We start from the raw sequence: 13,025 nt of genomic DNA, 5'->3' as shown, positions 1-13,025 counted from the left end.
CTCGCGACGGCACGATGCATTTTTTACGGCAAATCAAAGGAACACTTAGTTATGGCGAAATTCGTTCTGGTTCATGGCGCCTTTCAGGGCGGCTGGGTTTACGCGAGAGTCGCCCGCCGGCTGCGCGAGGCGGGACACGATGTCTACACGCCCACGCTGACCGGCCTCGGAGAACGTTCTCACCTGGCTGATCGGGCCATCAACCTGGACACGCACATTCAGGATGTCGTCAACGTTTTCGAGTACGAGGACCTGACTGACGCCATATTGTGCGGCCACTCGTATGGCGGACTGGTCATCACCGGCGTGGCGCACGAAGTCGGGGAACGCATCCGCACACTGTTCTATCTCGACGCTTATGCGCCGGCCGACGGGCAGTCGCTCGTCGACATCACCGGTGCCGACACCGCGCTGGCTTTTCTGGCGCAGGCGGGCCGGAACGACGGCATGATTCCGCCTATTCCCGCGGCCCTGTTCAACGTGAACGAAGCAGACGCCGCCTGGGTCGACAGGATGTCTGGACCGCAGCCGCTTGCCACGTTCGTTCAAGGCGTCAAGGAGGGAGTGGATTCGGTGCCCGTTGCCAATCGCACTTACGTGTTCGCGACGAGGAACGGTGGGGATTGGTTCGTCGAAACCCATGCCAGGCTGAAGCATGCGCCGCGATGGAAGGTCCACGAAATACCGTGCGGGCATTCGATCATGCTGGATTGCCCGGCCGACCTCGCCGAGTTACTCCTGGCTGAAGCGACGTATTGACGTTTAGCTGTCCGGATGGCCGCCTTTCTGCAAGGCGGCTATTGACCGCGGATTCAGCCCGTTGACGCAGCGGCGGCCCGAAGCCGCCAGCCGTCAGCCGCCGCGCTGCGCGGCAACCCACGCTGAAACGCGCGATTCATGCCTATCCCTTTGCGGCAGAGGTCGCCCAGCTCGACGCAATCACCTCCGCGCATTCGAGCACCACGCGCTGAAACCACTGACTCGCGGCGTCCGCTTCCGAGTTGACGTGGAACAGCATCGACAGGTCCAGCGGCGGCAGTTCGATCGCGCACGGGCGAATCTCGATGGCGGCGGTCTTCGCCGCAAATTCCGCGATGCTGCGCGGAAGCGTTGCCACGTACTCGGTCTCCTCCACCACGTGCGCGGCCGATACGTAACTGGGCATCGAGATTGCGATCCGCCGCCGGATCTTGTGCGCGGCCAGCGCACGATCAAGCGTCGCGTTATAGGCCGCGTTTTCGACGGTAATCGCGATATGGCTGGCGCTCGCATACGCGTGCTCGTCGAAGCAGTCGAGTGCCGGATGCGAACGCGCGAGCACACAGACTGCCTGCTCCTCCAGCACCGGACACAGCCGCAACTGAGGATGAACGTTCCGGTAGTAGCCAATCCCGAGGTCGACCTGTTGCTGCTCGATCAATTGCACGCCGCGATACGGATTTGACGGAATGACGCGCAGCGACACGTTCGGCGCTTCTGTCGCGAGGCGGCGCGCGAGCAGCGGCAGAAACAGATACTGCGTGTAGTCCGACGCGAGAATGGAAAAGCACCGGTCGGATACGCCCGGAGAAAAATCGCCGTCGCGGTCCGTCAGTTCGCGCCACTGCCGCAAGAGCGGTGCGAACTGCTGCTGCAACGACAGCGCGTAGGCCGTCGGCGCGAGTTCGCGTCCGGTGCGAACGAACAGGGGATGTTCCGTCATCGAACGCAGCCGGCGCACCGCCGCGCTCACGGCGGGCTGGCTCACGCCGAGCACTTCCGCGACACGCGTCGCGCTGCCGTGCCTCACCAGCAGATCCAGATACACGAGCAGGTTCAGGTCGTTATGTCTCATCGGCTTTCCTTTTCCGGTCGGATTGAAACATAAACAATATTTATTCGGCAGTTATTTTTGATCTCGTTGTTCGAGCCCGGTCACCGCCCAATAATCGGTTCATTCCCGCGCTGCTCCTCTCGCATCGGCGCCAGCCCTTCGACCTCGAGGTGACATGAACCTGCTTTGCCAGCCGACAAGGCTCGACGCGCTGCTCGACGATATCGGCGCGTGGGTACGCCACGAATCGCCGTCCGGGGACGCCGCCGCCGTAGAGCTGCTGCAACGCAATATCGCCATGCACGCGCAGCGCGCGGGTCTCGCGACGCGCTGGATTCCGCTGCCTTCGGCAAGCGCGGCGCCGGTGCTCGTCGTATCGAGTCGCGCCCCCGGCGATACGCGCGCCGGCATCCTCGTGCTGACGCACGTCGACACCGTTCACCCGCACGGCACGCTCGAACGCAATCCGTACCGTATCGACGGCGATCGCGTCTATGGTCCCGGCGGCTACGACATGAAGGCCGGCGCGTATCTCGCCTTGCGCGCCCTTGCGACGGTGGCTCATCAACGCCGCGCACGACTGCCGGTCGACATGCTGTTCATTCCGGACGAGGAAGCGAGCAGCCTGCAATCCCGCCCGGTGACAACCGGTTTCGCGCAGCATGCGCGTTACGCGCTCGTTTGCGAGCCGGCGCGCAGTGGCGGCCGCTGCGTCACGAGCCGCAAGGGCGTGGGCCGGGCCCGGCTCAAGGTGACGGGCCGCGCGGCCCATGCGGGTATCGATCACGAGCGCGGCCGCAACGCGATCGTCGAAATGGCGCGCCACGTCGCCGTGCTCTCGAACCTGACCGACTATTCGGTCGGCACCACGCTCAACGTCGGAACCATCGAAGGCGGCACCGGCGCCAACGTCGTCGCGGAGGAATGCGCGATACGCGTCGATTTTCGCGTCGCAAGCATGGCCGAAGCGGAGCGGATGCTGGCCGCGCTGCGCGGGCAGCGCGCATCGAGTGGCGACTTTACGCTCGACGTCGATGTGCAGTTGACGCGGCCGCCGTACGAAAAGAGCGCCGCCACCGCCGCGCTGTTGCAGATCGCGCAGCAACATGCGCGCGCGGCCGGTTTCGACCTGCTCGACGTGCCGCAGACCGGCGGCGCCAGCGACGGCAATTTCACCGCTGCGCTCGGCGTGCCGACGCTCGACGGCCTCGGCGTCGATGGCGCGGGCGCGCACACCTTGAACGAGTACTTCCTGGCATCCAGCGTACTGCCGCGCCTCGATTTCTGGACGAGGCTGCTCGCGGCGCTTGAATGAGCCACCGCGCAACCCATCCATCCGAGCCTTTCAATCAGACAGCCTCGCCATGAACAAGCAGACGTTGGTCATTCATCAGTCGGACGAATCGGCACCTGTCGCCGGCGGCAAGCGGCAACCGGCGGACAATGCGCTGGCTGCCGTCGGCGCGGCGGCGATCGGCAACGTGCTCGAGTGGTACGACTTTTCGGTCTATGCCTTCGTGGCGCCGATTCTTGCGCGCCAATATTTTCCGAAGGTCGACGAGCTCTCCGCGCTGCTCGGCACGTTCGCCATCTTTGGCGTCGGGTTTCTGATGCGTCCGCTCGGCGGCTTCTGCTTCGGCCGCATCGCCGACCGCCACGGCCGCAAGAGCGCGCTGACGCTGACGATCATGCTGATGGCCGTGAGTACGATCGCGATCGGCATCATTCCGTCGTATGAGGCGATCGGCGCGTTCGCCTCGCTTGCGATGCTGTTCGCGCGTCTGCTGCAAGGATTCAGTGCCGGCGGCGAGTGGGGCAGCGCGAATACGTTCCTCGTCGAATGGGCGCCCAACGGCAAGCGCGGGCTGATCGCGAGTTTCGCGCAGGTCACGACGGTGACCGGCACCTTGCTCGGCTCCGCGGTTGCGGCGTCGCTCAGCAGCGCGCTATCGTCGGCCGCGTTCGAAAGCTGGGGCTGGCGGATGCTGTTCCTTTTTGGCGGACTGATCGGGCCGATCGGCTTCTATCTGCGCCGCAACGTTGCCGAGCATCTGCCGGCCGAACTGAAGCAACCGGCCGACCCGCATGCGCCGGGCCATGCGTTACGCAAGATCGCGCAGGCCATCGGCTTCACCGTGGTCTGGGTCACGTCGCATTACATCCTGCTGCACTATATGCCGACCTATCTGACCCGCTACGCGCATCTTTCGCGCACCGAAGCGTTGTGGTCCGACAGCATCGGCCTCGTCGTGATGATCCTGCTCATTCCATTGACGGGCGCACTGTCGGACCGCATCGGCCGCCGGCCGCTGCTGCTCGGTTGCTGCGCGCTGCTCGTGGTGTTGCCATACCCGCTCGCCCGTCTGCTGTTGTCCGGCGTGTCGTTCGGCACGGTCATCGGCGTGCAGATACTGTTCGGCATCGTGCTGGCGATGTACTCCGGCCCCGCGCCGGCTGCGATCGCGGAGATATTCCCGGCGCGCGAACGCGCGGTCGGCATGTCGGTCGGCTACAGCGTTGGCGTTGCGGTGTTCGGCGGTTTCGCGCCTTTTGCCGCGACGCTTCTGATCCAGCACACCGGTTCGCCGATTTCCCCCGTGTTCTGCGTGATCGCCGCCGCTCTATTGTCCGGCTTGACGTTGTGGCACCTGCCCGAAACCGCGCATACCGCATTGAAGTAACACCGTTTCGAGACTGCGCTTGCAGTGGGCTTTCCTGTCATCGTCGGGCGCAATGTCCGTCAACCCGTTGGAGAGTATTTTTGAATAGCACATCGAATCAAGAGCCGTGGCAATGGCCGGACACCCAGTGGCAAATGCTGGTCGACCGGGTACGCGCCGGCCGGCCGCTGAAGCCGGGAACATGGAAGAACGGCGCGCGCTGCGCGTTCGCCGTGTCGTTCGACTCCGATCACGAAACCAGCGACCTGCGCGACGGCGGCCGATCGATCAGCCGGCTGTCGGCGGGCCAGTACAGCAGCCGCGCCGGTATTCCACGAATCGCCGACATCCTGCGCCGCCATGACGTACCGGCGACCTTCTTCGTGCCGGCGGTATCGGCCTTGCTTCATCCGGACGAACAGCGCGCGCTGTGCGGCGCCGGCCACGAGATTGCAATGCACGGCTGGATTCACGAACTGAACTCGATGCTGCCCGCCGCAGCGGAACGCGAGCTCTATCTGCGTGCCAGCGACACGCTCACGGCGATCTGCGGCGAGCGGCCGGTCGGTTTGCGCACACCGTCATGGGATTTCAGCGATCACACGCTCGCCATCATCGCCGAAATGGGCCTGCTGTACGACTCCTCGCTCATGGGCGACGACGACTGCTACGAACTCGTGGGAGGCGGGCAGCCGACCGGCATCGTCGAAATTCCCGTCGAATGGATTCGCGACGATTCTCCCTACCTCGCGATGAACCGCTTTTCGTCGCTGCGCCCGTACACGCCGCCGGCCGCAGTGCTCGATATCTTCATACGCGAATTCGAAGCCGCGTATGCGGAAGGCGGGCTATTTCAATTGACGCTGCATCCGCACGTGATCGGGCATCGCTCGCGCATCTGGATTCTGGAAGAGATCGTGCGCCTGGCGAAGAGCCGCCCGGACGTCTGGTTCACGACCCATCGCGACCTTGCGCAATGGGTCAGCGAGCACGCCGATTGATACCGATTGACACGGCTTTTTCACGACGCTTGCGCGAGGATTGGCGCAAGCGCCAGCAGAGTTTTTTCATCACATAGGCGCAATGCCGGAGCCAATGCACCCGCGTGCCGTTTGTATCGGATTCTCAATTAGCATTCTTAATAAATAAAGAAAGGTCATGAGAACTCTAGCCTGGAAAATGATATTCGGCACGCTGACGTACCAGCTCGCCGTGTGCGCGACGACGGCTCACGCGCAGTCGAGCGTGACGATGTACGGCTTATTGGACACGGGTATCGAATACCTGACGAACGCGAACAAGACGAGTCATTCCGCGCTGGTGGCGTCGTCGGGCAACATTCAGGCCTCGCGCTGGGGAATACTCGGCGTCGAGGATATAGGCAGCGGCTATTACACGACGTTTACGCTGGAGGCGGGCATTACGCCTAACACAGGTGCGCTCGCGCTGAACGGACGGTTGTTCGGACGCCAGGCGACAGTCGGGTTTCGTGGCCATGGGAACCAGTTGTGGATCGGCCGTGCCTACAATCCGATGTACCAGATGGGCAACCTGTTCGACCCCGCTTCGTATGCCCTGTATTCGCTGCCGACCCAGGACCCGGGTCTCTCCGCGCGCGGCGACAACTCGATCCGCTACCAGCGCGCATTCGGATCGTTCACCTTCGATGCATTCTATAGCCTCGGCGTCGACACACTGGCCGCGCCGATCGGCGGCACCGCAGGCGCGTCGGCGAACGCGAAAGACCTTGCTCTCGCGCTGCACTACAGCGGCCCGGCCTTCGGCTACGAGCTGTTATACGACAATTTGCGCGGCCCGCTGTCTGCGTCCGGAGCGGGTCTCACGGCCGTGGCGACGTCCCTGACGGCGGCGCCGTCGACGTCGTCCGACCGGGCCCGCCGATTCATCGCCGCTGGAAGCTATCACTTCCACGACACCACCCTGTACGCGGGCTACCGCCTTCTGAAATCCGACTACGCCCGTCAATCCCTGAATGCCAATCTGTTCTGGACCGGGTTTCGCCAGCGCCTCGGCCCGCAATGGGCGCTCGTCGGCGCGCTCTATCAGACCATCGTGCCGGGAAAGGACGTCAAGCCGTTCAGCGCGGTCACCGAGGTCAAATACAATCTCTCGAAGCGAACGATGCTGTACTGGAACATGAGTTACGTGCATAACTCAGCCAATAGCAACCTCGCGGTCGATTCGGGTAGCTATACGTTGCCGGGACAAAAGCAGTTCGGTACGGAGCTCGGCATTTTCCATTCGTTCTGAACGAGGCTTCACGCATTGACTCGTTCCTGTACCAAGGCACAACTCATGAGCGATACGTCTTGCAGACCGCGCGAACTCGTCGTCGGCGTGCTCGGTGGCATGGGGCCTCAGGCCACGGCGGACTTCCTGCAGAAACTGATCGCGGCGACTCCGGTCGAGTGCGAACAGGAGCATCTGCGAATACTGATCGACTGCAATCCTAAGGTACCGGATCGCAACGTCGCGCTCGCCGGCGCCGGGCCTTCTCCGGGCCCGGCGCTTGCCGGGATGGCGGCCGGTCTCGTACGCTCGGGGGCCGACTTTGTCGTGATGGCCTGCAACACCGCGCACGCGTACGAGGCCGACATTCGGGCGGCGCTGACGGTGCCGTTCGTCAGCATGGTCGAAGAAGCCGGCGACGCATGCAGCCGGCGCTGGCCGACTGCGAAACGCATCGGAGTACTGGCAACGCGCGGTTGCGTCGACGCGCAACTGTATCAGCGTGCTTTCGCCGCGCGGGGACGCGAAGCGCTGGTTCTCGCGCCGGCTTGCCAGGAGACGTTCATGCAGCTGATCTATCGCATCAAGCGAGGCGAGGTGTCCGACGAGGTTCGCGCCGGCATGCGTGCTCTCGCGACGAGTCTCGCGGACGCCGGCGCGGAGGCGATCGTCTCGGGCTGCACGGAAGTGCCGCTCGCGCTATCCGAACATGACGCGCCGTGCCCTGTGCTCGATGCGACCTCGAATCTCGCGCAGCGCTGCGTACGTTACGCGCGCGTTGCCGAGGCACTTCCCGTTCTTCCGATTCACTCCCATTGACAAGGTCTGCTATGCATCTCTCGAAGTTTCCTCGCCTATCGCTCGGACATCTGAACACGCCGCTCGAACCCATGCCGCGCCTGAGCGCCTTACTCAAGGGTCCCAGGCTGTATATCAAGCGCGATGACTGCACCGGGCTGGCGACCGGCGGCAACAAGACCCGCAAACTCGAATTCCTGATGGCCGACGCGCTCGCGCAGCAAGCCGACACCGTCATCACGCAGGGCGCGACGCAGTCGAACCATGCGCGGCAGACCGCGGCGGCGGCGGCGCGGCTGGGGCTGCGCTGCATCATCCTGCTCGAAGACCGGACCGGCAATCGCGACAGCAACTACCTGTATTCCGGCAACGTATTCCTCGAACGGCTCATGGGCGCGCCGACGCGCACGTACGCGGCCGGCACCGACATGAATGCGGCGATGCAGGCGGTTGCCGACGAAGTTCGGGCGGCCGGCGGCAAACCGTACGTGATTCCCGGCGGCGGTTCGAACCGGATCGGTGCGCTCGGCTATGTCAATTGCGCGATGGAAATCCTGGTCCAGGCCAATCAGCAGAATCTGGTCGTGCATCGCGTGGTGCATGCGACCGGCAGCGCCGGTACGCAGGCCGGACTCGTCACCGGGTTCGACGGCATGAATAGCGGAATCGGCGTGCTCGGCATCGGTGTGCGCGCGCCGAAGGAGGCGCAGGAGGCCAGCGTCTACCGTCTCGCGTGCGAAACGGCGGCGCAGCTTGGCATGCCGGATGCCGTTAAGCGCGAGCGCGTGATTGCGAACTGCGACTACGTCGGGGACGGCTACGGTCTGCCGACACCGGGCATGATCGAAGCGGTCACGCTGGTCGCACAGACCGAAGGCATCCTGCTCGATCCGGTTTATTCGGGGAAGGGCATGGCCGGACTGATCGACCTGATTCGCAAGGGGCACTTCGACCGCGACGAAAACGTCGTATTCGTGCACACGGGTGGTAGCGCCGCACTGTTCGGCTATCTCGAACCGTTTGCGAGTCAGCTGGCGCCTGCTACCGATACGCGTACGTCGGCGTAACGTGCAACGGTACAGCGCAGGGAGGTTCGCTCGCGTCGAGGCGCGGTATGTGAATCCCTGAGTAGACAACAAAAAACCCGCGAAGCTTTGGCTATCGCGGGTTTCAGGAACATCTCGGAACTGCTTGAAATTCAGGAAAGAGAAATCGACCCCCCGACCTTTGCATTACGAATCCGAAGCTCGCGCGCACGAAGTGGCACACCACTGCCGGAAAAAAAAGGCGCGCCAGTGCCAAAGAAAAAAAGCGAGTTGCCGCAAACCGAGATCAACGCCGATGGCACGCCGAAGCGCAAACCGGGCAGGCCGCTCAAGCGCCCCGGTGGTGCTGCGCCGAGCACGGCCACGGAATTCGCGCGGATCACGCTTGCGAAAGAGCACGCACTCGCGGGCCTTCGACAGCTTGAGTACGAACAGCGTGCGGGCACGGTGGTGGCAATCGATGTCGCGCGCCGTGTGCTCTTCGAAGAGGCAAGAGGCGCGCGTGATGCGTGGCTCAACTGGCCCGCGCGTATCGCGCCGATTCTCGCGGCACGCCTGGGTGTGGACCCGGATGCCGCGTTACGTGTGCTCACAGACCTCGTGCGCGAGCAGCTTGAGCGCGTGGGTGCTCCTGATGGTGACTTCATACGCGAGCCCTGAGCACCGTTGCACACGCATCGAATTGGCGTAGGATCGTCACAGGTGGTCGACACGCGCCCAGGTAACGCATTGCGACTGCTCTCATGCCCGCCTTGCGCGGGCTTTTTTTCGGTCTGTTGCGCACACACGATTGTCGAACCGGGCCGCTCGCTATCCGAAGCGAAGAAGGCGGTGCGCGGCCATCGTTGTACACGTTGGTTTGCCTTTGCATGTTCTCCATCAGGGGTTAGCCCTTCAGCTGGCAAATTCGGAGTTATCTGATAGCGCGCGACCGGCCCGCGCGCTTACGGTGAACGTTTTCAACCAGGCCTGAAAAATGGAGCAAATGAAACAGGAAAACGGTGGGCGGATCGGTTGGACCAGAAAGAGTGTCTGGGTTGTCGCATTATCTATTCGATCTATTCCAATTTCCCGCCGATGCCATCGGCACGGGCTTATAACGTCGAGACCGGCGAGTTCTTTCCGTTTGACCGGCTGCGCTCGCTGCCAACCGGTTACGAGATGGCCGAAGCCTTGGGCATCGCATGGACGTGCGATTGTCGCGGACGCTCACGAACCCCGCCGCAGCACCTCGGCAATGCACAGCCGTTCGGGTACAAGCCGCTTGACGCGCCTAACGGCGATGCTGAAACCTATGGCGGTATGCCAATTGAGAACGGCCCGCCTAATACGTGGGTCGAGAATCCATCTGGAAGTGGGCAATTGCGGCTGTATGATGCCAACGGCAACGCTGCCGTTGATATTGATTTTGATCACGACCATGGTTTTGGTGCGCCGCATTCGCACAATTGGGATGGCCGGAGTCGTGACCTTGGGAATGCCGTGTCAATTCTCCCTTATTAATATTGCGATATGGATAATTTGAAAGATTTTGAGTATTTTCATGACTGGTATATGGACACGCTTCATGTATCAAAAGAACGCGAAACACTAACACTTGGTATGTACCTGCAAGACCAGCGCGCGTCCGTATCTTTCGTGGGGATGAACCGGTGTGTACTCGAAGATCTCGGGCTACAGAACATCGTATACGAGATTAAAGTACTGGAACCGGGAACTCCGCGTTATGAGAAAGCGCAACTGGTACTCGCCAAGTCCCAACATTGGACGGATAGACAACCTTGCAAAATTGCGCAGCTTTTCTCAACCTGTGGCGCAGAACTTGTTATCGAGTTTGAAACGTTAGAGGTTATTGCGGCATGAGTATGAGAGTCCCTGCCATAGAAATAGAATGGCGTTTGTCCGTGCTAAAAGGTTTTGCAGTGGACTGGCATTAGTCGCGCAGCGGATATGCTCATCTTGGGTTTTGGACCGAAGCATGAGGAGAGAAACTTCTATGGCGTACCCAGGCAAGTCAGCGCATGGGCTTTGCATATTCAGTGCGCCTGGACCTTGAGTAAGGCGGGAAAAAGTATCCCGACTGAAAAATCCCTGGTGGGTTTTGATGAGGAAGTCAACGCGTTTGTAATTTCTCTGAGAGAAGCGTTAGCTCGACTTGCCCCGGTCATTGTCGAAGGTATATCGGCCAACTCGGAATGCGGCCTGGTCATTTCTCTGTCGCAATCGTTCCGTTTGATCGTAGCAACGAACGGAGCGGGGGACGATGAGGACTGGCGGTTCTTCGAGAAAAAACGCGATGCGCGGCATCTTGTGATTGAAGGTGGCCGGATTGTGCCGCAATCATTCGATTGAGATGCGAATCACAAAGCGCGCGCGCCTGGCTGGCGAACTTGGTTGCTTCGTACAGAAGTACGCGCGCAAGGCACGCCCTGGCGGGCTTGACCCGAACGATCGCAAATATGACAGGAAAATCGAGAAGGCGATGCGGGCGCTCCGCCCGGACGAACTTTCCGAATTGCTGTCCGACGATGTGGGGGATCACGGCGATGATGGAAGCGATGGGTGGCACGGTCGAGATTGATGAATATCGATAGAGCATCGCTCGAATGCACAAGCCGATCCATGCCGCCGCCATGGTCGCTGAAGCGGGCGGGTTTGGGCGAAGCCTATACGTGGTATCGGGTGCTTTGCGCGCAGGTGCATACGAGCGTGTCAAGCCTGATCTTGCGTCACGCGAGCCGGGAGCGGATGACCGAACTCGACTACTGTCGACCGGATGACCGGTCCGTGGTCGGGACGTTGCTGATGATCGCGGTCTATCTGCTGGTGCGCGCCGGGGGCGAACTGCGCCGCTTTACCGACCTGACCGAAGCCGAAGTGCAAGCGGTCGGCGAAGAAGCAAGCGGCGTATGGGAAACCGGTCAGGCGGAAGGGGCGCGTGACCTGAAATCCGCCCCGTCGTGCCGCCTGTGTGGGTCGGTGCAAAACATAGCGAAAAATCACTTACACCGGCCCTTACACGGATTCAGAAAGCAAAAAGCCCAGCCGGTTAGGGCTGGGCTAAGTGCTTGAATCTGTTGGTGCCGGAAAGAGGAATCGAACCCCCGACCTTCGCATTACGAATGCGCTGCTCTACCGTCTGAGCTATTCCGGCATCAGGAGAAGCGAGATTATAGGGATTACTTTGGTGCTTTGGCAAGCCCCTCGGCGCATTTTTTTATTTCGAGATCACTTTTTCGCTTCGAGGTGATAGCGGGTCACGCGATCGACCTCGTTCTTCGAACCGAGGAACACCGCGACGCGCTCATGCAGGCTCTTCGGCTGAATGTCGAGGATGCGCTTTTCGCCATTGGTCGCGGCGCCGCCGGCTTGCTCGACGATGAACGCCATCGGATTCGCTTCGTACATCAGACGCAATTTGCCCGGCTTGTCCGGCGTGCGCTTGTCGGCCGGGTACATGAAGACGCCGCCGCGATTGAGGATACGATGCACGTCGGCGACCATCGATGCGATCCAGCGCATGTTGAAGTCGGCCTGGCGCGAACCTTCCTTGCCGGCCTTCAGTTCGCCGATGTACTGCTGAACCGGCGGATACCAGTGACGCTCGTTCGAGGCGTTAATCGCGTACTCGCGCGTTTCGACCGGAATGCGCATGTCGCTTTGCGTGAGCACCCACGAGCCGAGTTCGCGATCGAGCGTGAAGCAGTTCACGCCGTTGCCGGTGGTCAGCACGAGCACGGTTTGCGGGCCGTACACCGCATAGCCCGCGGCGACCTGCTGCGTGCCCGGTTGCAGGAACGACTGCTCGGTGGCCTGATGGCCGTCCGGGCAGCGCAGTACCGAGAAGATCGTGCCGATCGACACGTTGACGTCGATGTTCGACGAGCCGTCGAGCGGATCGAACACGAGCAGGTATTCGCCCTTCGGATAGTTGGCCGGGATCGGGAAGAACTGCTCCATTTCCTCGGACGCCATGCCAGCCAGGTTGCCGCCCCATTCGTTGGCTTCGAGCAGGATTTCGTTCGAGAGGATGTCGAGCTTCTTCTGCACCTCGCCCTGGACGTTTTCGCTGCCCGCCGAGCCGAGCGCATCGCCGAGCGCGCCTTTGCTGACGTGGTAGCTGATCGCCTTGCAGGCACGCGCAACGACTTCGATCAGGAGGCGCAGGTCGGCAGGCAGGTTGTTGGTTTCGCGCTGCTGCTCGATCAGGTACTTCGTGAGAGTGGTACGACGTTGCAAAGACATTGCTGTACTCCGGGGAGGCTAGAGGAATATCGGGATTTTAACCGTTCGTTGTGTCGGCTCCATGCATTTGCTGTGCTGAGGCGTGCGACGCCGTGTGGTGCGGCGTGGCATCGTTTGCCGCACGTATGGCGCGGCAGCCTTCAGCCCTTGCGGCGCGCCTTGCCGGCGGCGTTGCCGCTGACGCTCGCCGCGAGCGCCGCGGCCCGCGCGTGG

Annotated in this window: 15 protein-coding genes and 1 tRNA gene; 13 read left to right on the top strand and 3 right to left on the bottom strand. The window is 62.0% G+C overall.

Annotated features, from left to right (window positions below):
- Positions 1-51: 51 nt before the first annotated feature.
- Complete coding sequence (locus tag GXB81_RS03480; protein ID WP_205988387.1) at positions 52-759, top strand: alpha/beta fold hydrolase; 708 nt, start codon at positions 52-54, stop codon at positions 757-759.
- 142 nt (positions 760-901) lie between these two features.
- Here the strand turns inward: GXB81_RS03480 and GXB81_RS03475 are convergent, their stop codons facing one another.
- Positions 902-1,834 carry a LysR family transcriptional regulator gene (locus GXB81_RS03475; RefSeq protein ID WP_167046575.1) on the bottom strand — a complete coding sequence of 311 codons (933 nt, stop codon included), beginning with the start codon at positions 1,832-1,834 and terminating at the stop codon, positions 902-904.
- 154 nt (positions 1,835-1,988) lie between these two features.
- Between GXB81_RS03475 and GXB81_RS03470 the strand changes: the two genes are divergently transcribed.
- The 12 genes from GXB81_RS03470 to GXB81_RS03415 all read left to right on the top strand — a co-directional run bounded on the left by GXB81_RS03470 (position 1,989) and on the right by GXB81_RS03415 (position 11,639).
- Entirely contained in the window at positions 1,989-3,128 is a 1,140-nt protein-coding gene (locus GXB81_RS03470) for a M20 family metallopeptidase (protein ID WP_167046577.1), read from the top strand.
- 49 nt (positions 3,129-3,177) lie between these two features.
- The gene (locus GXB81_RS03465) at positions 3,178-4,494 is read left to right on the top strand and encodes an MFS transporter (RefSeq protein WP_167046580.1); all 1,317 of its coding nucleotides are present in this window, start codon (positions 3,178-3,180) and stop codon (positions 4,492-4,494) included.
- Positions 4,495-4,574: 80 nt separating this feature from the next.
- Entirely contained in the window at positions 4,575-5,474 is a 900-nt protein-coding gene (locus tag GXB81_RS03460; protein ID WP_241016220.1) for a polysaccharide deacetylase, read from the top strand.
- Positions 5,475-5,631: 157 nt separating this feature from the next.
- Entirely contained in the window at positions 5,632-6,744 is a 1,113-nt protein-coding gene (locus GXB81_RS03455) for a porin (RefSeq protein ID WP_205988386.1), read from the top strand.
- 45 nt (positions 6,745-6,789) lie between these two features.
- Entirely contained in the window at positions 6,790-7,542 is a 753-nt protein-coding gene (locus GXB81_RS03450) for an amino acid racemase (protein WP_205988385.1), read from the top strand.
- A gap of 11 nt (positions 7,543-7,553) precedes the next feature.
- Positions 7,554-8,588: a D-cysteine desulfhydrase gene (locus tag GXB81_RS03445; protein ID WP_167046590.1), complete on the top strand. Its 1,035-nt coding sequence runs from the start codon at positions 7,554-7,556 to the stop codon at positions 8,586-8,588.
- Between the two features lie 87 nt (positions 8,589-8,675).
- Positions 8,676-9,227: a hypothetical protein gene (locus tag GXB81_RS03440; RefSeq protein ID WP_205988384.1), complete on the top strand. Its 552-nt coding sequence runs from the start codon at positions 8,676-8,678 to the stop codon at positions 9,225-9,227.
- Between the two features lie 354 nt (positions 9,228-9,581).
- Complete coding sequence (locus GXB81_RS31860) at positions 9,582-10,070, top strand: hypothetical protein (protein WP_346777773.1); 489 nt, start codon at positions 9,582-9,584, stop codon at positions 10,068-10,070.
- A 9-nt stretch (positions 10,071-10,079) separates the two neighbouring features.
- A complete protein-coding gene (locus GXB81_RS03430) occupies positions 10,080-10,430 on the top strand; it encodes a hypothetical protein (RefSeq protein ID WP_205988383.1) in 351 nt (116 codons plus the stop codon).
- Between the two features lie 87 nt (positions 10,431-10,517).
- Entirely contained in the window at positions 10,518-10,919 is a 402-nt protein-coding gene (locus tag GXB81_RS03425) for a hypothetical protein (protein WP_205988382.1), read from the top strand.
- A gap of 1 nt (position 10,920) precedes the next feature.
- Positions 10,921-11,148, top strand: a complete 228-nt coding sequence (locus GXB81_RS03420) for a hypothetical protein (protein WP_205988381.1) — start codon at positions 10,921-10,923, stop codon at positions 11,146-11,148.
- The gene (locus GXB81_RS03415; protein ID WP_205988380.1) at positions 11,148-11,639 is read left to right on the top strand and encodes a hypothetical protein; all 492 of its coding nucleotides are present in this window, start codon (positions 11,148-11,150) and stop codon (positions 11,637-11,639) included. Before GXB81_RS03420 ends, GXB81_RS03415 begins: the two co-directional genes overlap by 1 nt.
- Before the next feature lie 6 nt (positions 11,640-11,645).
- Here GXB81_RS03415 and GXB81_RS03410 read toward each other — a convergent pair.
- Positions 11,646-11,721, bottom strand: a tRNA-Thr gene (locus tag GXB81_RS03410).
- 74 nt (positions 11,722-11,795) lie between these two features.
- Positions 11,796-12,812 carry a class 1 fructose-bisphosphatase gene (locus GXB81_RS03405; RefSeq protein ID WP_167046742.1) on the bottom strand — a complete coding sequence of 339 codons (1,017 nt, stop codon included), beginning with the start codon at positions 12,810-12,812 and terminating at the stop codon, positions 11,796-11,798.
- Positions 12,813-13,025 lie beyond the last annotated feature (213 nt).

It is taken from the genome of Paraburkholderia sp. Ac-20336 (assembly GCF_017105025.1).
Taxonomy (GTDB): domain Bacteria; phylum Pseudomonadota; class Gammaproteobacteria; order Burkholderiales; family Burkholderiaceae; genus Paraburkholderia.
The sequence above is the reverse complement of the archived record's forward strand: the minus strand, read 5'-3'. Positions and strand labels throughout refer to the sequence as shown.